Source organism: Rhizobium sp. BK456, from assembly GCF_014194045.1.
Classification (GTDB): Bacteria; Pseudomonadota; Alphaproteobacteria; order Rhizobiales; family Rhizobiaceae; genus Rhizobium; species Rhizobium redzepovicii.
The window spans coordinates 184,553-209,821 of record NZ_JACIAO010000014.1 but is presented as its reverse complement, the minus strand read 5'-3'; the positions used below and the strand labels follow the sequence as shown (position 1 = coordinate 209,821).

Below are 25,269 nucleotides of genomic sequence, written 5' to 3'. Positions count from 1 at the left end.
CCGAAGATCGTCGACTGGTACATGCAGGGCAAGATCCAGATCGACCCGATGATCACCCACACCATGCCGCTCGACGACATCAACAAGGGCTTCGACATGATGCACAAGGGCGAAAGCATTCGTGGCGTAGTGGTCTACTGATGCTTTCGATGGCCTACACGACCGACCTCAAGAGCGTCGATGACCTCCTCGCTCGGGAGCTCTACGACCTCTTGAAAATGCGTGTCGATGTCTTCGTCGTCGAGCAGAACTGTGCCTATCCGGAACTCGACGGCAAGGATATCGATGCCCTGCATTTACGGCTGCTGGAGAGCGGCGAACTCCTGGCTTCTGCGAGAATCCTGAAACCGCACGAGCCGCATGATCCGTCAAAGATCGGCCGCGTCGTCGTCTCACCGGCCCATCGCGGCAAGCGCCTGGGCGATGCATTGATGAGCGAAGCGATCTCTGCTTGCGAACGGCTTTATCCGGCAAATCCCATCGCCCTGTCGGCGCAGGCCCATTTGCGGCGCTTCTACGAAGCCTTCGGCTTTGTCGGGACATCGGCGGAATATCTGGAAGACGGCATTCCCCATATCGATATGGTCAGACAGGCGGCGCGGCCGGCATGAGGATATCGCCATGATCTACGTCGATGCCGATGCCTGCCCGGTGAAGCCGGAAGTCCTGAAGGTGGCCGAACGCCTCGGCCTCGAAGTCACCTTCGTTGCCAATTCCGGCCTGCGCCCTTCCCGCGATCCGATGATCCATAACGTCATCGTCTCCAACGCCTTCGACGCCGCCGACAATTGGATTGCCGAGCGCGCCGGCCCGGGCGATGTCGTCGTCACCGCCGACGTGCCGCTCGCCGTGCGCTGTGTCGCCACCGGCGCCTTCGTCAGCGGCCCCACCGGCCGCGTCTTCGACGAGACCAATATCGGCATGGCAAGCGCCATGCGCGATCTCGGCGCGCATTTGCGCGAAACCGGCGAGAGCAAGGGCTACAACGCCGCCTTCAGCCCGAAAGATCGTTCCCGTTTCCTGGAAACATTCGACCGCCTCTGCCGCCGCGCCAAGAGCCTTTCGACGGAGGCTGGTGGCAAGTAATCCCGCTCAGGCCAGCAAGAAACGGGTGGTATGGCAGCCATGTCGATTCCTACCTTGAAGTCCGCCGTCTCCTCTCGCATATAGACGTCATCGCAGACGACTGCGGCATCTTACCGATGCAACCGTCGCGGGGACGGCCTCGCTCTTGAACAAGGAGAGTCGTATGGCCTGGTTTCTGCTTTTTCTCGCTGGTCTTTTCGAATGTGGCTGGGCGATCGGCCTTAAATATACCGATGGCTTCACACGGCCGCTGCCGACGGCGCTGACCGTCATATCCATGGTGGTCAGCATCGTGCTGCTCGGCCTGGCGGTGAAGCACCTGCCGATCGGGACCGCCTATGCGGTCTGGACCGGCATCGGCACAGTCGGCACCGTGCTCCTCGGCATCTGGCTGCTTGGCGATCAGGCAAGTGTCTCCCGCCTTGCCTGCATCATGCTGATCGTCGGCGGCATCGCGGGTCTCAAGCTCACCGCCTGACGAAGAAAATGCTGCGGGGCATCGCAAATGCCCCGCAGTCTATGTCGGCTCAGGCTGCCTTGCGGTTATCGACGGAAAATGCGCCAGGACCGGAGAAGAATAGATAGAGGAAAACGAAGCAGAACAAGATCGCGGCGTCGCCCTGGTTGACGGCCGGGAAGAAGCTGTTTGGGGCATGCGCCATGAAATAGGCAACCGCCATTTCCCCGGCGAGCAGGAAGGCGACGGGGCGCGTCAGCAGGCCGATGAGAATGAGGATACCGCCGACGAGCTCGAGGAGAGCCGCGAAAAGCATCAGCGGCGGCAGCGAGCCGGACATCTGCGAAGCCGGAAAACCAAAAAGCTTCATCGTGCCGTGTTCGATGAACAGCAGCGCGGTGATAATTCTGAGAGCGGCCAGCCCATAGGGGCGATAGGCAGAAAGACGCTCGAAACTTGACATAAAACCTCTCCTTTAAAATAGTACCAGCCGAGCGTTAGCCTGTCGCCGGCAAGGATTGAACACACGGATCGCTGACGGCCGTTCACATTTTCGACAGCAGCTAAACACTTGACGTACTAGTTTTATTCGCCCGCTAGATTTCACAGTGGAATGTTGTCGTGCTTCTTCCAGGGATTGGCGAGGTCCTTGTTGCGCAGCATCTTCAACCCGCGCGCCAACCGCCGCCGGGTGGAATGCGGCATGATCACCTCGTCGACATAACCACGCTCGGCGGCAACGAAGGGCGAGAGGAATCGGTCCTCATACATTTTCGTATGGGCGGCGATCTTTTCGGGATCGGCGATATCCTTGCGGAAGATGATCTCGACGGCGCCCTTGGCGCCCATCACGGCGATCTGCGCCGTCGGCCAGGCATAGTTCAGATCACCGCGCAGATGCTTCGACGCCATGACATCATAGGCGCCGCCGAAGGCCTTGCGGGTGATGACGGTGAGCTTCGGCACCGTCGCCTCGGCATAGGCGAAAAGCAGCTTGGCGCCGTGCTTGATGAGGCCACCATATTCCTGCGCCGTACCCGGCAGGAAACCCGGCACGTCGACGAAGGTGACGATCGGAATGTTGAAGCAGTCGCAGAAGCGCACGAAGCGGGCCGCCTTGCGCGAGGCATCGCTGTCGAGCACGCCGGCCAGCACCATCGGCTGGTTGGCGACGAAACCGACGGAGGAGCCCTCAACGCGTCCGAAGCCGCAGACGATATTGCCGGCGAAGCTCGCCTGGATCTCGAAGAAATCCCCCTCGTCCGCCACCTTCCGGATCAACTCCTTGATATCGTATGGCTTGTTGGCGCTGGCCGGCACCAGGGTGTCGAGCGAGGCGTCGGTCTCCGTCACCGACTGGTAACATTCGATCTCGGGCAACGGCGCGGTGTTCGAAAGCGGCAGGAAATCGATCAGCCGGCGCACCTGCAGCAGCGTCTCGACATCATTGTCATAGGCGCCGTCGGCAATCGACGAGCGGGTGGTATGCACCTTCGCGCCGCCGAGCTCCTCAGCGGTTACCGTCTCATTGGTCACCGTTTTCACCACGTCGGGCCCGGTGACGAACATGTAGGAGGTATCGCGCACCATGAAGATGAAATCGGTCATCGCAGGCGAATAGACGTCGCCGCCGGCGCAGGGACCCATGATCACCGAGATCTGCGGGATGACGCCGGAGGCGAGCACATTGCGCTGGAACACTTCGGCATAACCGCCAAGCGCCGCCACCCCCTCCTGGATGCGGGCGCCGCCCGCATCGTAGATGCCGACGATCGGCGCGCGGTTCTTCAGCGCCATGTCCTGCACCTTCATGATCTTCTCGGCATGCGCTTCCGAAAGCGAGCCACCGAAGACGGTGAAATCCTTGGCGAAAACGAACACGGTGCGGCCGTTGACCGTGCCCCAGCCGGTGACGACGCCGTCGCCGGCAACCCGGCTCTTGTCCATGCCGAAATCGGTCGAACGGTGTTCGACGAACATGTCGAACTCCTCGAAGGAGCCTTCGTCGAGAAAGAGATCGATGCGCTCGCGCGCCGTCAGCTTGCCGCGTTTGTGCTGGGCGTCGATGCGCGCCTTGCCGCCGCCGAGGCGGGCGACGCCGCGGCGCCGTTCCAGTTCTTCGAGAATTTCCTTCATGCGATCTCCCTCGCCTTTGTTTCTAGCATGTCGACCGCGACTGCTTTAGTGCCCACGCCCGCTGAGTGAGAAAACCGAGCGTATCCTTGCCGCGACGTCCTCGGCCAGGATCTCGTCGGCAAGCTTGGGATCGGCGGCGATGCTGGTCACGTCGAAGGCGCTGACGGCAATGACCGAGCCGTCCTCGACGGAGGCTGCGTCGATACTGACCTTGGCGATGTTGCGGTCCTTCTGGAAGCCGAGACCCTTCTCGATGGCGACGATGCGGATCGTCAGCACCACCCGCGGCAGCACGGTGTCGCGCACCGTGGCGTTGATCGCGGCATTGACGCGGTCGTTGATGCCGGAAAGCAGATCGGCCGGCATATTCGGGCCGGAGACGACGACGGCGCTGCGCACATCATAGACCGGCGCCTCCGGCTTAGGGCCCGAGAGGTTGACGCAGGCCGTAAGTGCGACACAGACGAGTGCGGCCCGGCAAAAACACGACCTCAGCCAATTCATGACAAATCCCGCACCCCTCTTTGGAGTCGCAGATTTCGTCATAATGCCTGGGAAGGCAATATGTTTCAGGCGCTTACGGCGAAAAAAACGTCGGTCGCCGCCTTGAACTCGGCAAAGCGCTTGGCCCGCCGCTCCTCGGCTTCTTCGTCGCTGCCCCAGTGCTCGATCGTCCAGTCCTCGTCGAGATGGGCAAGCGACCAGGCTTCCTCCATCGCCAAGTGACCCTCGGCCAAGGCCAGCGCCAGGATCGCCGAACCGGTCAGCGTCGTGATCGTGTGGAGGGCTGCAAGCGCCATCGGGTTGTCGTATCTGGCGAGCGTGACGGCGAAGGCGGCCGTCGCCTCGCGCGGCTGCTCACGCGGCATCACCCCTTCGACGAGGATGAAGCGGGCGCCGAGATCGTTTGCCGCCCAGTCGACGACGGGATCCCAGCGCTCGGTCTGACGCTCGACCAGCAGTTCCGGTCCATCGGCGCGGTAGCAAATGAGGTCGCTCGAGGAGAAGCGCAGGATATCTTCAAAGATCGCCTGCCTGTTGGCGTCGACACCATCGAGCGCGGTGTTGACAAGTCGCGTCACCGGCATCGTCACGGGATCGATCTCTTCACCCTGCGCCTGCCATTCGGCGGCGACAAGACGCGCCAGCGCTTGCGTGGGAACGGCGAGAACCTGCCGTGCCGGCGTGCGCACCATCTTGCCGTCGAGCATGATGGCAAAGCCACCCTCATGCTCGGCAATGGCGACGTCGGCGTAGAAACGCTTCGGTAGCGGCTTCTTCATCTGGATCTGCGCCCGGCGGATCGGGTCGGGATGGCTCAGACCTTCGGAAAGGTCGTTAAGCAGGTCGCGCATGGGCTCACCTCAGGAAAAATGGCGCAATAACTCGTTCGGATGATAAGCGATCGCATCGGCGCCGTTGGCGATCAGCTCATCCACGCTGGCATAACCCCAGGCAACGCCAATCGCCTTGGCGCCGGCAGCCTTTGCCATCTGCATATCGTAAATCGCATCGCCGATGACAATGGTGTCGGCGGCATTCATGCCGGTTTCGTCGCAGCATTCCGTCACCATGGCCGGATGCGGCTTGGAAGGGCAGTCGTCGGCGGTGCGCGCAACGGTGAAATGTCGGTCGAAGCCGTGCGTCTCCATCACGAGGTTCAATCCGCGCCTGGATTTGCCGGTCACCGCACCGATCAGCAGATCCTCGCGCCCACTGATCGCGTCGATCATCTCGCGAATGCCGGGAAACAGCGGCTCCTTATAGTCGAGATCCTGGCGCACGACCGAGAACAGCGATTTGTAGTGCGCCGTTATCTCGATATCCTGCTGCTCGACATGCGGCCTGCCCTGCATGCGCGCGATCGCGATATCGAGCGACAGGCCGATAATCCCTTTCGTATCCTCAAATCGCGGTTCCGGCTTGCCGAACTTTTCGAAGGTGCGGCGCATGGTTTCGTGGATCAGACCGGCGCTGTCGACCAGCGTCCCGTCGCAATCGAAAAGCGCGAGTTTCATTCGCTGTCCCTTTCGGCGCCGGCAAGGTCGAGGCCGAGCAGGTTCCAGGTCTGCACCATATGCGGCGGCAGCGGCGCGCTGACGCGCAGACGGCCGCCGGATGGGTGCGGGATGTCGATATGGCGCGCGTGCAGATGCAGCTTCTTCTGGACGCCGCCCGGAAAATCCCAGTTCGGATCGTCGTCGAAATATTTCGGATCGCCGATGATCGGATGGCCGATATGCAGGGCATGGACGCGCAACTGGTGAGTACGGCCGGTATAGGGCTCCATCTCAAGCCATGCGAGATTCTGGGCCGCCGTCTCGATTACGCGATAGAAGGAAATCGCATGATCGGCGCCGTCTTCGCCGTGTTTGGCGATGCGCATGCGGTCGCCGTCGGCTGTCGGTTCCTTGACGAGCCAGGTGGAGATCTTGTCTTCGTGCTTGCGCGGCACACCCTTGACCAGCGCCCAATAGGTCTTCTTGGTGTCGCGCTCACGGAAGGCGGCGGTCAGCTTCTGTGCGGCGCCGCGGGTGCGGGCGATGACGAGAACACCTGATGTATCGCGGTCGAGGCGGTGAACGAGCCGCGGCTTTTCGCCCTTCGGGCTGGTCCAGGCTTCGAGCATCTGGTCGATATGCCGGGCCACGCCGGAGCCGCCCTGCACGGCAATGCCGGGCGGTTTGTTGAGCACAATCACCTTATCGTCCTCATGCAGCACCATGCGCGACAGGAGTTCGAAATCGGACGAATGCTTGAGATCCTTGCCGGCGATCGGCCCGGACTTCTTCGCATCGACATCCAGCGGCGGCACCCGCACCGTCTGGCCGGGCTGCACCCGCGCATCCGATTTGACGCGGCCGCCGTCGACGCGCACCTGGCCGGAGCGCAGGAGCTTCTGCAGCGGGCCGAAGCCGAGCCCGGGAAAATGTACTTTGAACCAGCGATCGAGCCGCATGCCCGCTTCGTCGGCTTCAACCTTGATATGTTCTATGCCAGCCATAAAAAATCTTTCGGAAATTGCAGCACGGGCCAAGCCGGCGTTCTTGCCGCAGGCTTTAGAGCATTTTCACGCAAAACGGAAACCGGAAAAGAAATCAGGCCAAAGCGCGCATGACGGCAAGGCCTGACATGACCGCCACCATCGAAAGCCCGACGCTCGCAACGATATAGATACCGCCAGCCACCGCCTCACCGCGCTCGAATAGCGAGATCGCGTCCAGCGAGAAGGCCGAGAAGGTGGTGAAGCCGCCAAGGAAGCCGGTGATCAGCAACAGGCGCAGTTCCACCGAGGCATTGAACCTGCGCGCGATCAGCTCGGCGAAGACGCCGATGACGAAGCAGCCGACGACATTGACGGCAAGCGTGCCCCAGGGGAAGGCCGGGCCCATGAGCCTCAGCGTCCACTGGCCGACATAATATCTGAGAAGGGAACCGATAGCGCCGCCGACGGCGACGAGAAGAGCTTGGATCATGAGCCGGATTTATCGCAACTGCGCTGGGATTCCAATCGCGACGGAATGAATTCTTACCATCCGGTAAAATGCCAATGATTTTCTTATGATGGCGCCAAGATCATGCCGATACCGTGACGGCATGACACAGCTCCTGTCCATATCGGCCAACACCGCTGCCGTTGCCTTCGAATCGCTGAGGATTCCCCAGCGTGTGGCGACGAGCACCGCCGCGCGCTACGCAAAGCGCCTTGCCGACCGGCAATTGAAGGCCGAGAGCCCCGATCAGGCCGAGGAGCCCTCGAGCATCATCCAGTCGACCGAAGTGGCGCTCGACCTGATGGCCAAAGGCAACCGCCAGCCGCAGGCAGGTCTCAAGCAGGCCCTCCAATCCTACGAAGAGGTCTGAGGCAACCGCCTCCCTGATGAAAGCCCGCGACTGCGCAGAGCCGCGGGCTTTATCGTTTCGATCGGTCGCGCTTATTTGCCTTGCGCCGACAGCACCTGCAGCACCAGATCGACCTTGCCGGCCTTTTCGAAAGTCAGCGTCACCGGCACCGTCTCGCCCTGCTTGAACGGCGTCTTAACCTTCTGGAACATCAGATGCAGGTTGCCGGGCTCGAGCTTGAGCGTCTGGCCGGCAGCAATGCCGATACCGTCCTTCAGCTGGCGCATCCGCATGACATTGTCCTTCGTCACCATCTCGTGGATCTGAACCTCGCCGGCTGCGGGCGATGTCACCGAAAGCAGCCGATCATCCGTCTGGCCGTTGTTCTTCACCGTGAAGAACCCGCCGCCGACCGGCTGGCCGGGCAGCATTGCCTTGGCGAAACCGCCGGAGACTTCGAGGTCGCCGGCCTTGACCACTTCGCCAGCCGGCGCCGCGGCACCCATACCGCTCATACCGGACATGTCCATCCCTGCCATGTCGTCATGACCGTGACCATGGTCTTCGCCGGCAACGACCTTCAACATCGGCGCCGGGCTTTTCATCCCGTGGGCGTCGCCGCCTTCCTTCGCCACCTGATCCCAGGCCTCGACCGTGTCGCCGCACATCTGCGTCACCGGAAAGGCGAGCGAGGTGCCGGCTTCTACACCCGATACCTTCCCCTGGATGACGAAGTTGTCGTAGAAATCGTCGGAAAGATTGCCATTCTTCCAGCGGATCTCGACCGCGCCCGCCTTCACCTTGTCGCCGTGATTGTCGTAGGTTTTCTGGTAGTCGCCCTTGATCACCTCGAGTTCCCAGCCGGCCTTCGGCTGCGGCTTGGCAAAGACGAAACCTTCGGGCAGCTTGATCCGCACTTCCGTGGTCGCCTTGCCGTCGCAGCCATGCGGCAGCTGCAGCGTGGCGAGAATAGTACTTTCCTGGGTCGCCTCCTTGTTGAGGAAGGTCACATGCGCCTCGGCGCCGGCGATGGCGGTCGCGGAAAGAAGGGCGGCAAGCGCGAATGTCTTGCCAAATGTCTTGCTGATCTTCATCGGATATCTCCTCACCGGCCGTAAACTTTTCTCGGGCGGACCGGCATGCTGCATATTGGATTGCGAAGGCAGATCAGGCGAGGACGGGAGGCGCGCGGGAATTCGGCCGGCTGACGGCTCTTCCCCCGGTAAAGGTCGAGGCCTCGGTCGGCGCGTTGATCAGCGAGGCGAGTTTGCGTTCGAGCCAGGAGCCTGCATCCGGCGTCGGCAGGACGATGGAGGCCGACAGCCGGCAGGCTTCGCAAGTCGGCTTGAAAGCGACGCTCTTGCCGTCGGCATCCTTTTCCGTGATGCAGAGCGAGGCGAAGGTACCGTCGGGCAGCACATAGGCGCTCGCATCATAACTTTCGGACGCGACAGCCTGCGGCGCCTGATGCGCAAGGCCGAGCAAAGCTAGGCTCAATGCGCAAAGCATGCGCAGAAAGAGCGTCGCTTTCAGTCCGGTCGGCCGCATGAGATCCCCTTCGACAGCAAGTCGCGATAGCCGGTTTCGCCCCCGAATGCAAAAGCAGATTTGCCGCAGTTTAAGGCCCGATTGGAATAAGACGACAAAAATTTGCCCGGCGACGACATTTGCCGCTTGCCAAGAGCCACAGCCGCCGGATAATTGCACCAACCTTGTTGGGAGAATCCGGTGCTTGTCAACCACCGGTGCCGAAGGAGCAACCGCCCCGGAAACTCTCAGGCCAAAGGACCAGCAAGGGGCAGACGGAACTCTGGAGAGAAGCGTTCTCGAAACGCTCGCCGAAGGGATAACAATCTCAGGCGTCAAGGACAGAGGGGGCTCAGGAGAGAAGTGCGCAACCGCGCCTTCAGATTTGAGCCCGCGCCTTCGCAAAAAGGCGCAAACCCCGGAGGCGTCTTTTGGACGATATTGCTGCCCTGAAGAAAACCCCGCTGCATGCCCTGCATCTCCAGCTCGGCGCCCGCATGGTGCCGTTTGCGGGTTACGACATGCCGGTGCAATATCCGGCAGGCGTAATGAAGGAGCACCTTCATACCCGCACCGAAGCCGGTCTCTTTGATGTCTCCCACATGGGCCAGGTCATCGTGAAGGCGAAATCCGGCAGCTACGAGGACGCCGCGCTGGCGCTCGAAAGCCTGGTGCCGGTCGATATCCTGGGTCTTGCCGAAGGCCGCCAGCGCTATGGCTTCTTCACCGACGACAGCGGCTGCATCCTCGACGATCTAATGATCACCCATGTCGACGACCATCTTTTCGTCGTCGTCAACGCCTCGTGCAAGGAGGCCGATCTCGCCCATCTGCAGGCCCATATCGGCGACACGTGCGACATCACCCTTCTCAACCGCGGGCTGATCGCGCTGCAGGGACCGCGCGCGGTCGAAGTTCTCGCCGAACTCTGGGCCGATGTCGCGTCGATGAAATTCATGGATGTGCGTCACTGCCGGCTGCACGACGTTTCCTGTCTGGTCTCGCGCTCCGGCTATAGCGGCGAGGACGGTTTCGAAATCTCTGTCCCGGCAGATAAGGCCGAGGATGTCACCATGCGGTTGCTCGAGCATCCCGACGTCCAGGCGATCGGCCTCGGCGCCCGCGATTCGCTGCGCCTGGAAGCCGGCCTCTGCCTCTACGGCAACGATATCGACACCACCACCTCGCCGGTCGAGGCGGCGCTGGAATGGGCAATGCAGAAGGCGCGGCGCGCGGGCGGCGCCCGCGCCGGCGGATTCCCGGGCTCTGGCCGCATTCTCTACGAGCTCGAAAATGGCGCCGCCCGCCGCCGCGTCGGCCTGAAGCCTGAGGGAAAGGCGCCGGTGCGCGGCCATGCCAAGCTCTATGCCGATGCCGAGGGCAAGCTCGAAATCGGTGAAGTCACCTCGGGCGGCTTCGGTCCTAGCGTCGAGGGCCCCGTCGCCATGGGCTACGTACCGGTCTCACATGCTGCGGCCGGCACGCTCGTCTACGCGGAGGTGCGCGGCAAATATCTGCCGATCACCGTCAGCGCCCTGCCCTTCGTCACACCGACCTACAAACGCTAAACCTTTTCCAGAGAGGACGAACAATGCTGAAATTTACCGAAGAACACGAGTGGCTGCAGATCGAAGGCGGCGTTGCGACGGTTGGCATCACCAATTATGCCGTCGATCAGCTCGGCGACCTGGTTTTCGTCGAACTGCCGGAAGTCGGTGCGACCTTCTCCAAGAACGGCAATGCCGCGACCGTCGAATCCGTCAAGGCGGCCTCAGACGTCTATTGTCCGCTTGACGGCGAGATCACCGAGGTCAATCCGGCCATCGTTGCCGATCCGTCGCTGGTCAATTCCGATCCGCAGGGCGCCGGCTGGTTCTTCAAGTTGAAGCTTGCCAATCCCGCGGATGCCGACGGCCTGCTCGACGAGGCGGCCTACAAGGAGCTCACCGCGTAATGACGACGCCGACCGAATTCCAGTTCACCGACTATCAGCCCTACGATTTTGCCAATCGCCGTCACATCGGCCCCTCGCCGGCCGAGATGACCGACATGCTGAAGGTGATCGGTTACAACAGCCTCGACGGCTTGATCGATGCGACGCTGCCGCCCGCCATCCGGCAGAAGGCGCCGCTCGTCTGGGGCGCGCCGATGACCGAGCGCGAGGCGCTCGACAAGCTGCGCGAGACCGCCAACAAGAACAAGGTGCTGGTCTCGCTGATCGGCCAGGGTTACTACGGCACCATCACGCCGCCGGTCATCCAGCGCAATATCCTGGAAAACCCCGCCTGGTACACGGCCTATACGCCTTACCAGCCGGAGATCAGCCAGGGCCGTTTGGAAGCGCTACTCAACTACCAGACGATGGTCTGTGACCTCACGGGCCTCGACGTCGCCAACGCCTCGCTGCTCGACGAGGCGACCGCTGCTGCCGAAGGCATGGCGATGGCCGAGCGCGTCTCCAAGTCGAAGGCCAAGGCTTTCTTTGTGGATGCCGACTGCCATCCGCAGACCATCGCCCTCATCCGCACGCGCGCCGAACCGCTCGGCTGGAGCGTCATCGTCGGCAATCCCTTCACCGATCTCGATCCGGTCGATGTTTTCGGGGCGATCTTCCAGTATCCCGGCACCCATGGTCACATCAATGATTTCACCGGCCTGATCGCCCGCCTGCATCAGGCCGGCGCCATAGCGATCGTCGTCGCCGACATTTTGGCGCTGACGCTGCTGAAATCACCCGGCGAAATGGGTGCCGATATCGCCGTCGGATCCTCGCAGCGCTTCGGCGTCCCGGTCGGCTACGGCGGCCCGCATGCGGCCTATATGGCGGTCAAAGACGCCGTCAAGCGCTCCATGCCCGGCCGTCTCGTCGGCGTTTCCGTCGATGCCCGCGGCAACCGCGCCTATCGCCTGTCGCTGCAGACCCGCGAACAGCATATCCGCCGCGAGAAGGCGACGTCGAACATCTGCACCGCCCAGGTGCTGCTCGCCGTCATGGCCTCAATGTATGCGGTCTTCCATGGCCCCAAGGGCATCAAGGCGATTGCCCAGCAAGTGCACCAGAAGGCCGTGCTGATGGCCAAGGGCCTGGAAAAGCTTGGCTATAAGGTTGAACCCGAAAGCTTCTTCGACACGATCACCGTCGATGTCGGCCACATGCAGGGCCTCATCCTGCGCGCAGCCGTCGCCGAAGGGGTCAATCTGCGCAAGGTCGGCGAAACCCAGATCGGCATGAGCCTTGACGAGCGCACGCGGCCGGCGACTCTTGAAGCCGTCTGGCGCGCCTTCGGCGGCAATTTCCAGGTTGCCGATTTCGATCCTTCCTACCGGTTGCCGAAGGGCCTGCTCAGAACAAGCGATTACCTAACCCATCCGATCTTCCACATGAACCGTGCCGAAAGCGAAATGACTCGCTACATCCGCCGGCTCTCCGACCGGGATCTGGCGCTCGACCGCTCGATGATCCCGCTCGGCTCCTGCACGATGAAGCTCAATGCGACGGCGGAAATGCTGCCGATCACCTGGCCTGAATTTTCCGATATCCATCCCTTCGTGCCGGCAGACCAGGCACTCGGCTATCGCGAAATGATCGACGACCTGATCGAAAAGCTCTGCGCCGTCACCGGCTACGACGCTTTCTCCATGCAGCCGAATTCCGGCGCGCAAGGCGAATATGCCGGCCTTTTGACGATCCGCAACTTCCATATCGCCAACGGCGAGGGCCATCGTGACGTCTGCCTGATCCCGACCTCGGCGCATGGCACCAACCCGGCCTCAGCCCAGATGGTCGGCATGAAGGTTGTGGTCGTCAAGGTGCGCGAGAACGGCGACATCGATCTCGACGATTTCCGCGCCAAAGCTGAGGAGCATGCGGCAAACCTCTCCTGCTGCATGATCACCTACCCCTCGACCCACGGCGTCTTCGAGGAGACCGTCAAGGAAATCTGCGATCTGGTGCATACCCATGGCGGCCAGGTCTATCTCGACGGCGCCAACATGAACGCCATGGTCGGCCTGTCCCGCCCCGGTGACATCGGCTCCGACGTGTCGCACCTCAACCTGCACAAGACCTTCTGCATCCCGCATGGCGGCGGCGGCCCCGGCATGGGCCCGATCGGCGTCAAGGCGCATCTGGCGCCCCACCTGCCCGGCCATCCCGAGACCGACGGCCGTCCCGGCGCGGTTTCGGCCGCGGCCTTCGGCTCGGCCTCGATCCTGCCCATCTCCTGGAGCTACTGCCTGATGATGGGCGGCGAAGGCCTGACCCAGGCAACCAAGGTGGCGATCCTCAACGCCAACTACATCGCCACCCGGCTGAAGGGCGCTTACGACGTGCTCTACAAGTCGAAAACCGGCCGCGTCGCGCATGAATGCATCATCGACACTCGTCCGCTGGTCGACAGCTCGGGCGTCACGGTCGACGACGTCGCCAAGCGGCTGATCGACTGTGGCTTCCATGCGCCGACCATGAGCTGGCCGGTCGCCGGCACGCTGATGATAGAGCCGACGGAAAGCGAGACTAAGGCCGAACTCGACCGCTTCTGCGAGGCTATGCTGGCGATCCGCGAGGAAGCCCGCGCCATCGAGGATGGCCGCATGGACAAGGTGAACAACCCGCTGAAGAACGCCCCGCACACGGTGGAAGACCTCGTCGGCGAATGGGATCGTCCCTATAGCCGGGAACAGGCCTGCTTCCCGCCCGGCGCCTTCCGCGTCGACAAATACTGGTCCCCGGTCAACCGCGTCGACAACGTCTACGGCGACCGCAACCTGATCTGCACCTGCCCGCCGGTCGAAAGCTACGCGGAAGCAGCAGAATAACGGCAAATCGGCAAGCCCCTCCCGCGGGTAGGGAGGGGCGGCCTGCGCGTCGACTTTCGCTGCATGGCAAGGGCCGAACTCGGCAATGCCCGTTTCAAGGCAGTGAGTTCAAATTTAACCTTTCTTAGCAAGTCTCTGTTAGCAATTGAAAATGGACGGGTTTTCTCCAGCGGGGATGTTGCCGTCTACCTTTTGTTTTGCGTGCAGGTTCTCATGCGTCCATCGGCTTTGCCAGCAATCCTCCTTGCCGCCCTGGTCCTGTCCGGATGCGCCGCCAGTTCCGGGGCCGAAGATGTGCTCACGCCTGTCCCGTCGGCGGAAACAACCAATGCAATCACCAAGCCGAGCGGCCCGATACCGGCCGCCGCCGTCGGCGACATGGCACAAACAAGCGCGCCGCAGGAAGCGTTGAGCTGGACCGGACCGGTTCCCGAACCTGAGGCGCTCGTGCCCGCCGACAGGCCGGTCGGCATGCCGATGCCGACGGAAAGACCGGTGGCGATGCTGATGCCCGCCAACCCGGATGCCGATCTCGATGCCGGCAGGAAATCGCCGTCACGCGGACAGATCTACGGCCACCGATTCCGCGACGCCAAGCCGATCAATTTTGGTTCCACCTCGCCGAGAAAGCTTGCCGTGCACGGCGTCGACGTATCGCGCTGGCAGGGCGAAATCGACTGGGAGACATTGAGGAAGCAGGGCGCGAACTTCGTCTACATCAAGGCGACGGACGGCGGCGATCACCTTGATCCGATGTTCAAGAAGAACTGGCGCCGCGCCAAGGAAGCCGGCCTCAAACACGGCGCGTATCACTTCTTCTACTGGTGCCGGACGGCCGGCGAACAGGCCGATTGGTTCATCCGTAATGTACCGAGGGAAGCAAACGCGCTTCCGCCCGTCATCGATGTCGAATGGAACGGCGAGTCGAGCTGCAAGCGGCGCATCTCCCCCGCCCGCGTCCGGGAAAAGATGCAGGTGTTCATGGACAAGCTGGAGCGCTACTACGGCCAGCGCCCGATCATCTACACCGCGCCGGATTTCTACCGCGACAATTTGAAGGGCCAGTTGCTCGACTATCCCTTCTGGCTGCGCTCGGTTGCCGCCCACCCCTCGAAGGTCTATCCGGGCCGCAAGTGGCTGTTCTGGCAATATTCCGGCTCCGGCCTTTCCGAAGGCGTCGAAGGCAAGATCGATCTCAACGTCTTCAACGGCAACGAAAGCGATTGGCACGACTGGGTGGCGTCGCGATAGCGAACTGGTTCCGTGCCAATCCGGAACAAGCGGAACGGCAGGACGCACATCCTGTAGGTCTTTGCTAAGGCAACGCCTTCAGCATTCCCTAAATCCTTGCGGATAAAAGACGATCATCCAGTTCTGGGGAAACGGCTGATGAGCATATCGGGCATCACGAGCACCGCCCTTTCGGGCATGCGGGCGCAGACGACGCGGATCGGCGCGATCGCCAGCAACGTCGCAAACAGCAGCACATCAGGTTACGCCAGACTGAACACCAGCATCACTTCAGTAGTATCAGGCAGCGTTCAGGCGACCGTCAGCCCGACCGCGTCGGATGTCGACCCAGCCACCGAACTGACCGACTTGCTCGAAGCCGAACAGAGTTACAAGGCGAACGCCGTGGTCTTCGAGACCGGTGCCGACATGTGGGAAATGCTGATGAGCATCAAGCGCGACTGAGCGCTGCCGTATGATGCTGCGTCGCAGATAATTTAACTCTGGCCGGAAAATTTAAAGACAGCCCGCCGGGTCAGGAATGCGCCGGCTCGCTCTGCCGCTGTGCGGCAAGAGCTGCCAGATCGGCGGGTTTCAGCTCGACGGATTCGCCGCAGCCGCAAGCCGATGTCTGGTTCGGATTGGTGAAGGTGAAGCCGGAGCGCAGCGTCGTCTGCTCGAAGCCCATTTCGGTGCCGAGCAGATAGAGCACCGCCGATGGTTCGACCCAGACCCTGGCGCCGTCGCGCTCGATCAGATCGTCCTTGGCATTCGGCTCGGTCACCAGGTCGATGGTATATTCCATCCCGGCGCAGCCGCCCTTCTTGATGCCGACGCGAACGCCCTTGGCCTCCGGGCCGGAACTCTCGACGATCGCCTTGACGCGGGCCGCGGCCCCATCCGTCATGCTCATCACTGCAAAGCCCATCGGCCCATTCTCCTTCCACAACCGGGGTCAAGATCCGGTGCTTCATGATTCAAATGTAGTCGTCCGAGGTAAACGGATCAATACGCGGAATGTCAGTACCAGCCGACGGCGACCTGCGCCTCTTCGGACATGCGATCCGGCGTCCACGGCGGATCGAAGGTCATCTCGACCTCGACGCCGGACACGCCTTCGACGGCGCCGACGGCATTTTCGACCCAGCCGGGCATCTCGCCGGCAACCGGGCAGCCAGGTGCGGTCAAGGTCATCATGATCTTCACCATCCTATCGTCCTCGATATCGATCTTGTAGATCAGACCGAGTTCGAAGATGTCGGCCGGGATTTCCGGATCGTAGACGGTTTTCAGCGCGCTGATGACGTCGTCGCTGAGCCGCGCCAGCTCATCGGTCGGAATGCTGGAATGCACGATGCCTTCGCGCACGTCGATCTTCTGTTCGCTTTCGTCCAGGCTCATCACGGACACTCCTCAAGCAAAGAACTTGCGCGCATATTCAAGCGCATCGGCCAGCGCATCGACCTCGGCGCGGGTATTGTACATGCCGAAGGATGCACGGCATGTGGAGGTGACGCCGAAGCGTTTCAAGAGCGGCATGGCGCAATGCGTGCCGGCCCGCACCGCAACGCCCTGCCGGTCGATCACCATCGAGACGTCGTGGGCATGGATGCCGGCAAGCTCGAAGGAAAAGATGCTGCCCTTGTCGGGTGCCGTTCCGAAGACCCGCAGCGAATTGACCGACTTCAGCCGCTCGACGGCGTAAGCCGCAAGATCGGCCTCATGCCGGGCAATCGCCTCGCGGCCGACCTTCTCCATATAGTCGAGCGCATAACCGAGCCCGATCGCCTGGACGATCGGCGGCGTGCCGGCCTCGAAGCGATGCGGCGGATCATTATAGGTGACCGCGTCCTCGGCGACTTCGAAAATCATCTCGCCGCCGCCCTGGAACGGGCGCATCTGCGAAAGCCGCTCCTTCTTGCCGTAGAGCACGCCGATGCCGGATGGGCCGTAGAGCTTGTGGCCGGTCATCACATACCAGTCGCAATCGATGTCCTGCACATCCACAGGCAGGTGCACCGCACCTTGGCTGCCGTCGATCAAGACCGGAATGCCGCGCTCATGCGAAATGCGGCAGACCTCCTTGACGGGAACGATCGTGCCGAGCGCATTCGACATATGGGTGATTGCGACGAGCTTGGTGCGCTCCGTCAGGCTCTTCTCAAAGTCCTCGATATGAAAGGCACCCTCATCGTCCACCGGAACCCAGACCAGTTTGGCACCCTGCCGCTCGCGGATGAAGTGCCAGGGCACGATGTTGGAGTGGTGCTCCATGATCGTCAGGACGATCTCGTCACCTTCGCCGATCTCAGGCATGCCCCAGCCATAGGCGACGGTATTGATCGCCTCTGTCGAATTCTTGGTGAAGACGATGTCGTTGACCGAAGGCGCATTGAGAAAACGGCGCACCTTCTCGCGCGCCGCCTCATAAGCATCGGTCGCGGCATTGGAGAGATAGTGCAGTCCGCGATGCACATTGGCATATTCATGCGAATACGCATGCGAGATGGCGTCGATCACCACCTGCGGCTTCTGCGCCGAAGCGCCGTTGTCGAGATAGACCAGCGGCTTGCCGTGCACCTTCTCCGCCAGGATCGGAAAATCCCGGCGGATGGCTTCGACATCGTATGGCGTGGCCGGCACGATCTTGTCCATTGCTATATCCGATCAGGCGTGCTTTTCGAGCCACGCCGAAATCACGCCTTCCAGCGCTTCGACCAGGGTCTCGTCTTCCAGTTCCTCGACGATCTCGGCGACGAAAGCGTTGACGAGCATCGCCCGCGCCTTGTTCTCCGGAATGCCGCGCGCCATCATGTAATAGAGATGATTGGCGTCGATATCGGTCACCGTCGCCCCATGGCCGCACTGCACGTCGTCGGCGAAGATTTCGAGCTCGGGTTTGACCGAGAATTCGGCATCGTCGGACATCAGCAGCGTATTGCAGGCCATCTTGGCATCGGTCTTTTGCGCATCGGGTGCCACCCGGATCATGCCCTGGAAAACACCCTTGGCGCGGTCGAAGACGACGTTGCGAATCACTTCGGTCGAGCCGGTGTGCGGCACGTCGTGGCCGAGCACCATCGTCACGTCGGTATGGCTGTCAGCGCCGAGCAGGTTGATGCCGCGCAATGTCAGATCAGCGCCCTCGCCCGTCACCTTGATATGCAGCTCCTGGCGCACCAGCTTGCCGCCGGCATTGATGACGAACAGGCGAAGCTTGGCGTCGGCGCCGAGATCGATGCGGATCTGGCCGAGATGCGTATCCTCGGCTCCGTGCTGTTGCAGGATGATCCAGGTCAGCTCCGCACCTTCGCCGACAGTGATGTCGCTGACGTGGGACACGAGTGCCGGATCGCCGGTCACCGCAAGATGACGCTCGATCACCGTCGCTTTGACGCCAGAGGCGAAGGCAACAGGAAGACGCGTATGTGTCTGCCCGCCGGCATGGACGAACTGGATTTCGAGCGGAGCGTCAAGCTCGGTATCGGCAGGCACGTCTATGACATAACCGTCGCGCACGAAGCTGCCGTTGATGCGGCCGACCGCGTCGTCACTGCCGAGCGCATCGAGGCCGTCCGCGGCGGAGCCGTCGAGCAGATGTTCGCTATAGGCCGAAACGCCAAGACCGTCGGCGACAGCCTTCTGGTTGGCATGACCCTGGATCACCGCCAGCACCGTAGAGCCGTCGACAAGCGGCTCAAGCGCGTCGGAGCCGGCGTCACCGACCTGCGGCGGCAAGGTGCGCAGCAGGTTTTTCAGATCGGTGTAGTGCCAGGCTTCGATGCGGCGCGTCGGCAGGCCGGCCTTCTTCAGATCATCGAGAAGCCGGTCGCGCAGCGCCGTCACCGCGCCATTGCCCGGCAGATCGCCGATCTGATGGTTGAAGGCCTCGATCAGCGCAGTTTCCGCCGCGGTCAGGCGGCTCGTCGTCTGCATGTTCATGGACGTCGTCCTTTCCACCCGAGATCAGGCCGCCGCGCCGATGATGTCGGCATAGCCGTTGGCCTCAAGCTCATGCGCCAGCGTCTTGTCGCCAGACTTGATCACCTGGCCCTTGTAGAGCACGTGGACGGTATCCGGCACGATATAGTCGAGCAGGCGCTGGTAGTGGGTGATGACGACGACGGCGCGGTCCGGCGAACGCAACGCATTGACGCCGTCGGCAACGATCTTCAGCGCGTCGATGTCAAGGCCGGAATCGGTTTCGTCGAGCACGCAGAGCTTCGGCTCCAGCAGCGCCATCTGCAGGATCTCGGCGCGCTTCTTCTCGCCGCCGGAGAAGCCGACATTGAGCGGCCGCTTCAGCATCTCGGTATTGATCTGCAGTTTGCCGGCGGCATCCTTGACCCGGCGCATGAAATCCGGCGTCGTCAGTTCGTCCTCGCCGCGCGCCTTGCGCTGCTCGTTCATCGCCACCTTCAGGAACTGCATGGTGGCGACACCCGGAATTTCCACAGGATACTGGAAGGCGAGGAACACGCCCTTGGCGGCGCGTTCGGCCGGATCGAGCTCAAGAATGCTCTCGCCATTATAGAGAATGTCGCCCTCGGTGACTTCATAATCGCTGCGGCCAGACAGCACATAGGAGAGCGTCGACTTGCCGGAGCCGTTCGGCCCCATGATTGCGGCAACTTCGCCGGCCTTTACCGTCAGGTTCAGGCCACGGATGATCTCGGTGCCGTCTTCGGCAATGCGAGCATGGAGGTTTCTGATTTCAAGCATCTTTGGTTCCTGCGTTTTCTCTGCGTAGCTCATCGGAGCCTCGCGTAATTTCTAAGGACATCGACATGTTGTGCTCGGCGCTATCGCCCCAAAAAACGGAAAACGCGGAAAACCGCGACCGTTACGAGCCAAACCCATTCGAGAAATTCCGGGATCCCCTGAATGATCTCTCCCGGTTTTTCCATGCGCTGCCGGAGAAACACATAAGGCCGCTCCGGCGGCGTTTCCGTCTCGTTTCTTTGCTCGCGGGGGCGAATTTTCGCCAATATCTCCCCGCGCATATTCTCCAGACGTTCAAGAATACGCTTCTTGTCCGCCTCGCTCATGTCAGCCCACTGAGCCCTCAAGCGAAATACTGATCAGCTTCTGCGCCTCGACGGCAAATTCCATCGGCAGTTCCTGCAGCACTTCCTTGACGAAGCCGTTGACGATCAGCGCGATCGCCGCTTCGGTGGGGATGCCGCGCTGCAGGCAGTAGAACAGCTGGTCTTCGGAGATCTTCGAGGTCGTCGCTTCGTGCTCGAACTGCGCCGTCGAGTTCTTCGCCTCGATGTAGGGCACGGTATGGGCGCCGCACTTGTCACCGATCAACAGCGAGTCGCACTGGGTGAAGTTGCGCGCATTCGAAGCCTTGCGGTGGGCCGAGACCTGGCCGCGATAAGTATTGTTGGAAACGCCGGCGGCGATGCCCTTGGAGACGATGCGGCTCGACGTGTTCTTGCCGAGATGGATCATCTTGGTGCCGCTGTCGATCTGCTGATGGCCGTTAGAGACGGCGATCGAATAGAACTCGCCGCGGCTGTCGTCGCCGCGCAGGATGCAGGACGGATATTTCCAGGTGATCGCCGAGCCGGTTTCGACCTGCGTCCAGGAGATCTTCGACCGGTCGCCGCGGCAGTCGCCGCGCTTGGTGACGAAGTTGTAGATGCCGCCCTTGCCTTCCTTATCGCCCGGATACCAGTTCTGGACGGTGGAATATTTGATCTCGGCATCGTCGAGCGCAACGAGCTCGACCACCGCGGCATGCAGCTGGTTTTCGTCGCGTTGCGGCGCCGTGCAGCCTTCGAGATAGGAGACGTAGGCGCCCTCTTCCGCGATGATCAGCGTGCGCTCGAACTGGCCGGTGCCCTTCTCGTTGATGCGGAAGTAGGTGGAAAGTTCCATCGGGCAGCGAACGCCCTTCGGCACGAAGACGAAGGAGCCGTCGGTGAAGACCGCCGAATTCAACGTCGCGTAATAATTGTCCGAAGTCGGCACGACAGAGCCGAGATATTTCCGGACGAGATCGGGATATTCGCGGATCGCTTCCGAGATCGACATGAAGATCACGCCGGCCTTCTTCAGCTCCGCCTTGAAGGTGGTCACGACCGAGACGCTGTCGAAAACGGCGTCGACGGCGATCTTCGGCTTCTCGACCCCGGCCAGGATCTCCTGCTCACGCAGCGGGATGCCGAGCTTCTCATAGACCTTCAACAGTTCCGGATCGACCTCGTCGAGCGACTTCGGACCCGGCGTGCTCTTCGGCGCGGCGTAATAATAGATGTCGTTGAAATCGATCTTCGGATAGTCGACGCGCGCCCAGGTCGGCTCTTCCAGCGTCAGCCAGCGGCGATAGGCCTCGAGGCGCCATTCCAGCATCCATTCCGGCTCCTGCTTCTTGGCCGAAATGAAGCGGATGATGTCCTCGGACAGGCCTTTCGGCGCTTTGTCCATTTCGATGACGGTCTCGAAACCGTATTTGTACTGGTCGACATCGATCAGGCGGACCTGGTCGATCGTTTCCTGCACGGCAGCCATTTCATTCTCCAATCTCGCCGGATCCAAGGTCCGGCAGCTTGTAGCGCTTGGGCAATTCTCTTGCCCCTGATGTCGGGCAATTCCTTGCCCTTGATATCGGGCAAATTCCTGCCCCTGATGTAAGAGGCCAAAAGGGACTTTTCAGCCCGGTTGGCAAGCAGAAATTTGCGTTTCCGCAAGTTTATGACGCGGTCAGGCCGCCTCGCCCGCCGACCTGCGCCGGCAGGCGATCTTTGCAAAAGTGGCAATCGCCCGGTCGATATCCTCTTCCGTCGTCGAAAAGCCGAGCGAGACGCGCAAGCCCCCGAGCTTGGCATCGCGCCCCATCGCCGTCAGGACATGGCTTTCGCCGAGCCGGCCGGATGAGCAGGCCGAGCCCGCCGAAAGCGCCACGCCTTCGAGATCGAAGGCGATCTGGCCGGTCTCGGCCTTCAGCCCCGGCAGGGTAAAGAAGATCGTATTGGCGACACGTTCGCCGCCCTGGCCATGGATCACCACATCGGTTGCTGCCTGACGCATGCCGGCCTCCAGCCGCTCGCGCAGCGCGCCGATCGCCGCATTGCGTGCCTCGAGTTCGTCGGCCGCGGCTTCCGCCGCCGCGCCGAAGCCTATCAGCGCCAGTGAATTCTGTGTCCCCGACCGATGACCTCGCTCCTGACCGCCGCCCTGGATCAGTGGCCGCGGCATTAGCGCCTCGCCGCGGGCAATCAGCGCGCCGGCACCCTTCGGCCCGCCGATCTTGTGCGAGGAGACGATCATGAAATCGGCGCCGATCCTGCCGATGTCGAGCCCGATACGGCCGGCCGCCTGAACGGCGTCGACGACGAGCAGCCCGCCATGAGCGTGGACGATCTTTGCCGCCGCCTCCACAGGCTGGACGATGCCGGTCTCGTTGTTGACGAGCATGATGGCGACTATCGGCAGACCAGCGGCCTTGTCATGCGCATCAAGCAGCGCGCCCAGCGCCTCGAGATCGACGATACCGGCTGACGTGACCGGAATCTCGGTCATCTTCTCTTTGGGAAAGCGGCCGCCTTCGCGCACTGCCGGATGCTCGATTGCCGAGAAGTAGAGGCGGCCAAGCTGAAGCGGCGTGCGGCCCATGCGGAAATCCGGCGTCAACACCAGATTGGCGGCCTCTGTCGCGCCGCTGGTAAAGACCACATTGCCAGCGTCGGTGCCGACCAGCGCCGCCACTTTGCGCCGTGCACATTCGATTGCGGCGCGGGCGGCCCGGCCTTCGCCGTGAACGGAATTCGGATTGCCGAAAATGTCGATGGCGCGCATGATCGCCTCGCGGGCTGCAGGGTGCAGCGGCGCTGTGGCATTCCAGTCGAGATAAAGGCGTGGCGGCGCCATGATCTTCAGTCCTGCGCTTGACAAGCTTGCTTCAGCACCCACGGCTCATTTTTCTTGAAATTTCCGCCGGGCTTGCCTTATGACACATTCACGATGCGTGGATCGCCATGCAAGTTTCGAATTGTTCTAAACTGCGTTTTAGAAAAGCTGACAACACTAGTCAAGTCATGTTGTCGTCCGACGCAGCGCGAACGCGAAATAAAACCCGGAGTACCAATGCCCGAAGTTATTTTCAACGGCCCAGCCGGCCGTCTTGAAGGCCGCTACCAGCCCTCCAAGGAAAAAAGCGCGCCCATCGCGCTGATTCTGCATCCGCATCCGCAGTTCGGCGGCACGATGAATAATCAGATCGTCTACCAGCTCTTCTACATGTTCCAGAAGCGCGGGTTCACGACGTTGCGCTTCAATTTCCGGGGCATCGGCCGCAGCCAGGGCGAATTCGACCACGGCGCCGGCGAACTCTCGGATGCTGCCTCGGCGCTCGACTGGGTCCAGAGCCTGCACCCTGATTCGAAGACCTGTTGGGTCGCCGGTTATTCCTTCGGTTCCTGGATCGGCATGCAGCTCTTGATGCGCCGGCCGGAGATCGAAGGCTTTATGTCGATCGCCCCGCAGCCGAACACTTACGACTTCTCCTTCCTGGCGCCCTGCCCCTCCTCCGGCCTGATCATCAACGGCGAGGCCGACAAGGTAGCGCCGGAAAAGGACGTCAATGGCCTTGTGGAGAAGCTGAAGACCCAGAAGGGCATTCTGATTACCCACCGCACCGTTTCCAACGCCAACCACTTCTTCAACGGCCAGGTGGAAACGCTGATGGGCGAATGCGAGGACTACCTCGACCGCCGCCTGAACGGCGAGCTGGTGCCAGAGCCGGCCGCCAAGCGGATCCGCTGACCTCATAGCGCCGAACCATCCCGCTCGGCACGATCCAGGTCGCTTGGGTCGATTGTGCCGGAACAGATCACCTACCGTGTTGCAATCTATATTGCAGTGCGGTAGGTTCCTCGCGATCCTAACTAAAGCGAGGTCCGCAATGACCAAGTCGTTCGGGGAAGTCCTGGATAAGTATAGGGGTATCGGTCCGGGGTTCGACTTTCTTCGAATTGGGCTCGCCTTTTCTATCGTATTGACCCATTCCTTTTTGCTGACAAGGAATGATGCCTTCATCAGGGGCTCGGTACTCTGGTTTACCGAATATGCTCTTGTTCCGATGTTTTTTGCGTTGAGCGGATTTCTGATCGCCGGCAGTGCCCAGCGCCTGAGCCTGCGGAACTTCCTGATCAATCGCGGCTTGCGAATCGTCCCGGCACTGGCCGTCGATATTGTCGTTTGTTCGCTGATCATCGGGCCGATCATCACTGTCGTCTATCACGCCGACTATTTTACCGATCCGCGATTTTTCAAATACTTCCTGAATATCGTCGGCTGGATCCATTACGAGCTGCCGGGTGTGTTCCAGGACAATCCCAGCCAGCGGGTCAACGGCGCGCTCTGGACGGTTCCCTGGGAAATCTTCTGCTACATCATCATGTCGTTCCTGATGATCACCGCCATCGTGAAGACCCGCTACAAGCTGCTCGCCGTGACGGCCGCCTATATCGTCCTCGGCCTGATCGTGCAGAAAATGCCCTATCTGTTCCCAGGCTCGATCAAGCCGATCGCGCGCTTTCTGTTCATGAGCCGGGGTTCGCAGCTGATAACGGCGTTCATGATGGGCATCGTCGCCTTTCAGTTCAAAGCGGTCATTCCGCATTCCCGCTGGCTATTTGCAGCCGCCTGCCTGGTTTGCGTCGTCGCCATTCTGACGCTCGACAGCCGCGCAGTGGAGTCGGTGATCAACCGGCCGATCGTCATCACTTCCCTTGTGTATATCACCGTCTTCATCGGTCTGTCGGAAGTGCCCATCCCAGCCTTTTTCAGGAAAGGCGACTATTCCTACGGTGTCTATCTCTACCACGATCCGTTCTTGCAGATCTGGATCAGCTCTTTCCCCACGGTCTTCCTCTATCCGAAATATGGTGCGCTGGCGCTCTATCTCGTCGGCCTGCCCTCGGCCCTCGCCGTCGCGGTCCTATCCTGGCATTTCATCGAGAAGCCGATCCTCGGCCTTCGCAAGAAGTTCTCGTTCATCGCCCAGGTCAGAGGCGTCGAGGATGGCAATCAGGCTGGTCGCGGATCCAATGTCCGGCCAGTCGCCGTAAAGAGCTAATGCATGTGGCCCGCAAGTGTGCAGCGGTGCCGGGATAACCACATGTATCAAACAAGGGATTAAAGCGCGTCGCATCAATAAAGTT

28 protein-coding genes, 1 pseudogene and 2 riboswitches are annotated in these 25,269 nt (G+C 61.4%); of the genes and pseudogenes, 12 read left to right on the top strand and 17 right to left on the bottom strand.

Annotated features, from left to right (window positions below; genetic code table 11):
* The 4 genes and pseudogenes from FHX03_RS30675 to sugE form a co-directional block, all read left to right on the top strand.
* Nucleotides 1-141, top strand: a pseudogene (locus FHX03_RS30675) (S-(hydroxymethyl)glutathione dehydrogenase); the annotation flags it as partial.
* Nucleotides 141-611, top strand: a complete 471-nt coding sequence (locus FHX03_RS30670; RefSeq protein WP_097628649.1) for a GNAT family N-acetyltransferase — start codon at nt 141-143, stop codon at nt 609-611. The pseudogene FHX03_RS30675 and the gene FHX03_RS30670, both read left to right, overlap by 1 nt.
* A 10-nt stretch (nt 612-621) precedes the next feature.
* Entirely contained in the window at nt 622-1,086 is a 465-nt protein-coding gene (locus FHX03_RS30665; RefSeq protein WP_097628648.1) for a YaiI/YqxD family protein, read from the top strand.
* Between the two features lie 163 nt (nt 1,087-1,249).
* Complete coding sequence (gene sugE, locus FHX03_RS30660; protein ID WP_097628647.1) at nt 1,250-1,564, top strand: quaternary ammonium compound efflux SMR transporter SugE; 315 nt, start codon at nt 1,250-1,252, stop codon at nt 1,562-1,564.
* Between the two features lie 49 nt (nt 1,565-1,613).
* On the opposite strand, the gene FHX03_RS30655 is transcribed toward sugE, so the two are convergent.
* From FHX03_RS30655 to crcB, 7 genes are all read right to left on the bottom strand, one after another.
* Entirely contained in the window at nt 1,614-2,006 is a 393-nt protein-coding gene (locus FHX03_RS30655; RefSeq protein ID WP_097628646.1) for a DoxX family protein, read from the bottom strand.
* A 140-nt stretch (nt 2,007-2,146) separates the two neighbouring features.
* A complete protein-coding gene (locus tag FHX03_RS30650) occupies nt 2,147-3,679 on the bottom strand; it encodes an acyl-CoA carboxylase subunit beta (RefSeq protein ID WP_097628645.1) in 1,533 nt (510 codons plus the stop codon).
* A gap of 45 nt (nt 3,680-3,724) precedes the next feature.
* Nucleotides 3,725-4,183 (bottom strand): hypothetical protein, encoded by a 459-nt coding sequence (locus FHX03_RS30645; protein ID WP_097628644.1) that lies wholly within the window; start codon nt 4,181-4,183, stop codon nt 3,725-3,727.
* A 65-nt stretch (nt 4,184-4,248) separates the two neighbouring features.
* On the bottom strand, nt 4,249-5,034 hold the full coding sequence (locus FHX03_RS30640) for an ATP12 family chaperone protein (protein ID WP_183856824.1): 786 nt from the start codon (nt 5,032-5,034) through the stop codon (nt 4,249-4,251).
* Between the two features lie 9 nt (nt 5,035-5,043).
* The gene (locus FHX03_RS30635) at nt 5,044-5,697 is read right to left on the bottom strand and encodes an HAD-IA family hydrolase (RefSeq protein WP_183856822.1); all 654 of its coding nucleotides are present in this window, start codon (nt 5,695-5,697) and stop codon (nt 5,044-5,046) included.
* The gene (locus tag FHX03_RS30630) at nt 5,694-6,683 is read right to left on the bottom strand and encodes an RluA family pseudouridine synthase (protein WP_003586294.1); all 990 of its coding nucleotides are present in this window, start codon (nt 6,681-6,683) and stop codon (nt 5,694-5,696) included. Before FHX03_RS30630 ends, FHX03_RS30635 begins: the two co-directional genes overlap by 4 nt.
* Nucleotides 6,684-6,777: 94 nt before the next feature.
* Entirely contained in the window at nt 6,778-7,155 is a 378-nt protein-coding gene (gene crcB, locus FHX03_RS30625; RefSeq protein ID WP_183856820.1) for a fluoride efflux transporter CrcB, read from the bottom strand.
* 121 nt (nt 7,156-7,276) lie between these two features.
* Here crcB and FHX03_RS30620 point away from each other — a divergent pair, with 121 nt between their 5' ends.
* A complete protein-coding gene (locus tag FHX03_RS30620) occupies nt 7,277-7,543 on the top strand; it encodes a hypothetical protein (protein WP_183856818.1) in 267 nt (88 codons plus the stop codon).
* 71 nt (nt 7,544-7,614) lie between these two features.
* On the opposite strand, the gene FHX03_RS30615 is transcribed toward FHX03_RS30620, so the two are convergent.
* The gene (locus FHX03_RS30615; RefSeq protein ID WP_097628639.1) at nt 7,615-8,616 is read right to left on the bottom strand and encodes a DUF1775 domain-containing protein; all 1,002 of its coding nucleotides are present in this window, start codon (nt 8,614-8,616) and stop codon (nt 7,615-7,617) included.
* A 73-nt stretch (nt 8,617-8,689) separates the two neighbouring features.
* On the bottom strand, nt 8,690-9,070 hold the full coding sequence (locus tag FHX03_RS30610; protein WP_183856817.1) for a hypothetical protein: 381 nt from the start codon (nt 9,068-9,070) through the stop codon (nt 8,690-8,692).
* 158 nt (nt 9,071-9,228) lie between these two features.
* A riboswitch (glycine riboswitch) is annotated at nt 9,229-9,319 on the top strand.
* 3 nt (nt 9,320-9,322) lie between these two features.
* Nucleotides 9,323-9,404, top strand: a riboswitch (glycine riboswitch).
* A 76-nt stretch (nt 9,405-9,480) separates the two neighbouring features.
* On the opposite strand from FHX03_RS30610, the gene gcvT reads away from it, so the two are divergent.
* From gcvT to FHX03_RS30585, 5 genes are all read left to right on the top strand, one after another.
* Nucleotides 9,481-10,617: a glycine cleavage system aminomethyltransferase GcvT gene (gene gcvT, locus FHX03_RS30605; RefSeq protein WP_097628637.1), complete on the top strand. Its 1,137-nt coding sequence runs from the start codon at nt 9,481-9,483 to the stop codon at nt 10,615-10,617.
* A 23-nt stretch (nt 10,618-10,640) separates the two neighbouring features.
* Nucleotides 10,641-11,003, top strand: a complete 363-nt coding sequence (gene gcvH / locus FHX03_RS30600) for a glycine cleavage system protein GcvH (RefSeq protein ID WP_097628636.1) — start codon at nt 10,641-10,643, stop codon at nt 11,001-11,003.
* Nucleotides 11,003-13,867 carry an aminomethyl-transferring glycine dehydrogenase gene (gene gcvP, locus FHX03_RS30595; protein ID WP_183856815.1) on the top strand — a complete coding sequence of 955 codons (2,865 nt, stop codon included), beginning with the start codon at nt 11,003-11,005 and terminating at the stop codon, nt 13,865-13,867. The genes gcvH and gcvP overlap by 1 nt, the downstream gene beginning before the upstream one ends.
* Nucleotides 13,868-14,080: 213 nt before the next feature.
* Nucleotides 14,081-15,118, top strand: a complete 1,038-nt coding sequence (locus FHX03_RS30590; protein ID WP_183856813.1) for a GH25 family lysozyme — start codon at nt 14,081-14,083, stop codon at nt 15,116-15,118.
* A 138-nt stretch (nt 15,119-15,256) separates the two neighbouring features.
* Complete coding sequence (locus FHX03_RS30585) at nt 15,257-15,562, top strand: flagellar basal body rod C-terminal domain-containing protein (protein ID WP_097628634.1); 306 nt, start codon at nt 15,257-15,259, stop codon at nt 15,560-15,562.
* 70 nt (nt 15,563-15,632) lie between these two features.
* On the opposite strand, the gene sufA is transcribed toward FHX03_RS30585, so the two are convergent.
* The 8 genes from sufA to FHX03_RS30545 all read right to left on the bottom strand — a co-directional run bounded on the left by sufA (nt 15,633) and on the right by FHX03_RS30545 (nt 22,975).
* The gene (gene sufA / locus FHX03_RS30580; RefSeq protein ID WP_183856811.1) at nt 15,633-16,025 is read right to left on the bottom strand and encodes a Fe-S cluster assembly scaffold SufA; all 393 of its coding nucleotides are present in this window, start codon (nt 16,023-16,025) and stop codon (nt 15,633-15,635) included.
* Nucleotides 16,026-16,117: 92 nt separating this feature from the next.
* Nucleotides 16,118-16,498 (bottom strand): SUF system Fe-S cluster assembly protein, encoded by a 381-nt coding sequence (locus tag FHX03_RS30575; RefSeq protein WP_097628633.1) that lies wholly within the window; start codon nt 16,496-16,498, stop codon nt 16,118-16,120.
* A 12-nt stretch (nt 16,499-16,510) separates the two neighbouring features.
* Nucleotides 16,511-17,752 (bottom strand): cysteine desulfurase, encoded by a 1,242-nt coding sequence (locus FHX03_RS30570; RefSeq protein WP_183856809.1) that lies wholly within the window; start codon nt 17,750-17,752, stop codon nt 16,511-16,513.
* A gap of 12 nt (nt 17,753-17,764) precedes the next feature.
* A complete protein-coding gene (sufD, locus tag FHX03_RS30565) occupies nt 17,765-19,039 on the bottom strand; it encodes a Fe-S cluster assembly protein SufD (RefSeq protein WP_183856807.1) in 1,275 nt (424 codons plus the stop codon).
* Between the two features lie 24 nt (nt 19,040-19,063).
* Nucleotides 19,064-19,819, bottom strand: a complete 756-nt coding sequence (gene sufC, locus FHX03_RS30560) for a Fe-S cluster assembly ATPase SufC (RefSeq protein WP_037073856.1) — start codon at nt 19,817-19,819, stop codon at nt 19,064-19,066.
* Between the two features lie 80 nt (nt 19,820-19,899).
* A complete protein-coding gene (locus tag FHX03_RS30555; RefSeq protein ID WP_003586275.1) occupies nt 19,900-20,145 on the bottom strand; it encodes a hypothetical protein in 246 nt (81 codons plus the stop codon).
* 1 nt (nt 20,146) lies between these two features.
* The gene (gene sufB / locus FHX03_RS30550) at nt 20,147-21,616 is read right to left on the bottom strand and encodes a Fe-S cluster assembly protein SufB (protein ID WP_003568892.1); all 1,470 of its coding nucleotides are present in this window, start codon (nt 21,614-21,616) and stop codon (nt 20,147-20,149) included.
* A gap of 192 nt (nt 21,617-21,808) precedes the next feature.
* Nucleotides 21,809-22,975, bottom strand: a complete 1,167-nt coding sequence (locus FHX03_RS30545) for a cysteine desulfurase family protein (protein ID WP_183856805.1) — start codon at nt 22,973-22,975, stop codon at nt 21,809-21,811.
* 216 nt (nt 22,976-23,191) lie between these two features.
* Here FHX03_RS30545 and FHX03_RS30540 point away from each other — a divergent pair, with 216 nt between their 5' ends.
* Together FHX03_RS30540 and FHX03_RS30535 are read left to right on the top strand one after the other, a co-directional pair.
* Entirely contained in the window at nt 23,192-23,869 is a 678-nt protein-coding gene (locus FHX03_RS30540; protein ID WP_003568896.1) for an alpha/beta hydrolase, read from the top strand.
* A gap of 139 nt (nt 23,870-24,008) precedes the next feature.
* Nucleotides 24,009-25,184: an acyltransferase family protein gene (locus FHX03_RS30535; RefSeq protein WP_183856803.1), complete on the top strand. Its 1,176-nt coding sequence runs from the start codon at nt 24,009-24,011 to the stop codon at nt 25,182-25,184.
* The last annotated feature ends 85 nt before the right edge of the window (nt 25,185-25,269 follow it).

Excerpts from the sequence above, each read along its gene's own strand:
- FHX03_RS30670 (WP_097628649.1), top strand. The coding sequence starts at position 141 with ATGCTTTCGATGGCCTACACGACCGACCTCAAGAGCGTCGATGACCTC.
- FHX03_RS30640 (WP_183856824.1), bottom strand. The coding sequence starts at position 5,034 with ATGCGCGACCTGCTTAACGACCTTTCCGAAGGTCTGAGCCATCCCGAC.
- FHX03_RS30570 (WP_183856809.1), bottom strand. The coding sequence starts at position 17,752 with ATGGACAAGATCGTGCCGGCCACGCCATACGATGTCGAAGCCATCCGC.
- FHX03_RS30620 (WP_183856818.1), top strand. The coding sequence starts at position 7,277 with ATGACACAGCTCCTGTCCATATCGGCCAACACCGCTGCCGTTGCCTTC.
- FHX03_RS30555 (WP_003586275.1), bottom strand. The coding sequence starts at position 20,145 with ATGAGCGAGGCGGACAAGAAGCGTATTCTTGAACGTCTGGAGAATATG.
- FHX03_RS30615 (WP_097628639.1), bottom strand. The coding sequence starts at position 8,616 with ATGAAGATCAGCAAGACATTTGGCAAGACATTCGCGCTTGCCGCCCTT.
- sufA (WP_183856811.1), bottom strand. The coding sequence starts at position 16,025 with ATGGGCTTTGCAGTGATGAGCATGACGGATGGGGCCGCGGCCCGCGTC.
- sugE (WP_097628647.1), top strand. The coding sequence starts at position 1,250 with ATGGCCTGGTTTCTGCTTTTTCTCGCTGGTCTTTTCGAATGTGGCTGG.
- FHX03_RS30630 (WP_003586294.1), bottom strand. The coding sequence starts at position 6,683 with ATGGCTGGCATAGAACATATCAAGGTTGAAGCCGACGAAGCGGGCATG.
- FHX03_RS30655 (WP_097628646.1), bottom strand. The coding sequence starts at position 2,006 with ATGTCAAGTTTCGAGCGTCTTTCTGCCTATCGCCCCTATGGGCTGGCC.
- gcvP (WP_183856815.1), top strand. The coding sequence starts at position 11,003 with ATGACGACGCCGACCGAATTCCAGTTCACCGACTATCAGCCCTACGAT.
- FHX03_RS30645 (WP_097628644.1), bottom strand. The coding sequence starts at position 4,183 with ATGAATTGGCTGAGGTCGTGTTTTTGCCGGGCCGCACTCGTCTGTGTC.
- crcB (WP_183856820.1), bottom strand. The coding sequence starts at position 7,155 with ATGATCCAAGCTCTTCTCGTCGCCGTCGGCGGCGCTATCGGTTCCCTT.
- FHX03_RS30635 (WP_183856822.1), bottom strand. The coding sequence starts at position 5,697 with ATGAAACTCGCGCTTTTCGATTGCGACGGGACGCTGGTCGACAGCGCC.
- gcvH (WP_097628636.1), top strand. The coding sequence starts at position 10,641 with ATGCTGAAATTTACCGAAGAACACGAGTGGCTGCAGATCGAAGGCGGC.
- FHX03_RS30535 (WP_183856803.1), top strand. The coding sequence starts at position 24,009 with ATGACCAAGTCGTTCGGGGAAGTCCTGGATAAGTATAGGGGTATCGGT.
- sufB (WP_003568892.1), bottom strand. The coding sequence starts at position 21,616 with ATGGCTGCCGTGCAGGAAACGATCGACCAGGTCCGCCTGATCGATGTC.
- FHX03_RS30610 (WP_183856817.1), bottom strand. The coding sequence starts at position 9,070 with ATGCGGCCGACCGGACTGAAAGCGACGCTCTTTCTGCGCATGCTTTGC.
- FHX03_RS30540 (WP_003568896.1), top strand. The coding sequence starts at position 23,192 with ATGCCCGAAGTTATTTTCAACGGCCCAGCCGGCCGTCTTGAAGGCCGC.
- FHX03_RS30575 (WP_097628633.1), bottom strand. The coding sequence starts at position 16,498 with ATGAGCCTGGACGAAAGCGAACAGAAGATCGACGTGCGCGAAGGCATC.
- FHX03_RS30650 (WP_097628645.1), bottom strand. The coding sequence starts at position 3,679 with ATGAAGGAAATTCTCGAAGAACTGGAACGGCGCCGCGGCGTCGCCCGC.
- sufD (WP_183856807.1), bottom strand. The coding sequence starts at position 19,039 with ATGAACATGCAGACGACGAGCCGCCTGACCGCGGCGGAAACTGCGCTG.
- FHX03_RS30590 (WP_183856813.1), top strand. The coding sequence starts at position 14,081 with ATGCGTCCATCGGCTTTGCCAGCAATCCTCCTTGCCGCCCTGGTCCTG.
- FHX03_RS30585 (WP_097628634.1), top strand. The coding sequence starts at position 15,257 with ATGAGCATATCGGGCATCACGAGCACCGCCCTTTCGGGCATGCGGGCG.
- FHX03_RS30665 (WP_097628648.1), top strand. The coding sequence starts at position 622 with ATGATCTACGTCGATGCCGATGCCTGCCCGGTGAAGCCGGAAGTCCTG.
- sufC (WP_037073856.1), bottom strand. The coding sequence starts at position 19,819 with ATGCTTGAAATCAGAAACCTCCATGCTCGCATTGCCGAAGACGGCACC.
- FHX03_RS30545 (WP_183856805.1), bottom strand. The coding sequence starts at position 22,975 with ATGGCGCCGCCACGCCTTTATCTCGACTGGAATGCCACAGCGCCGCTG.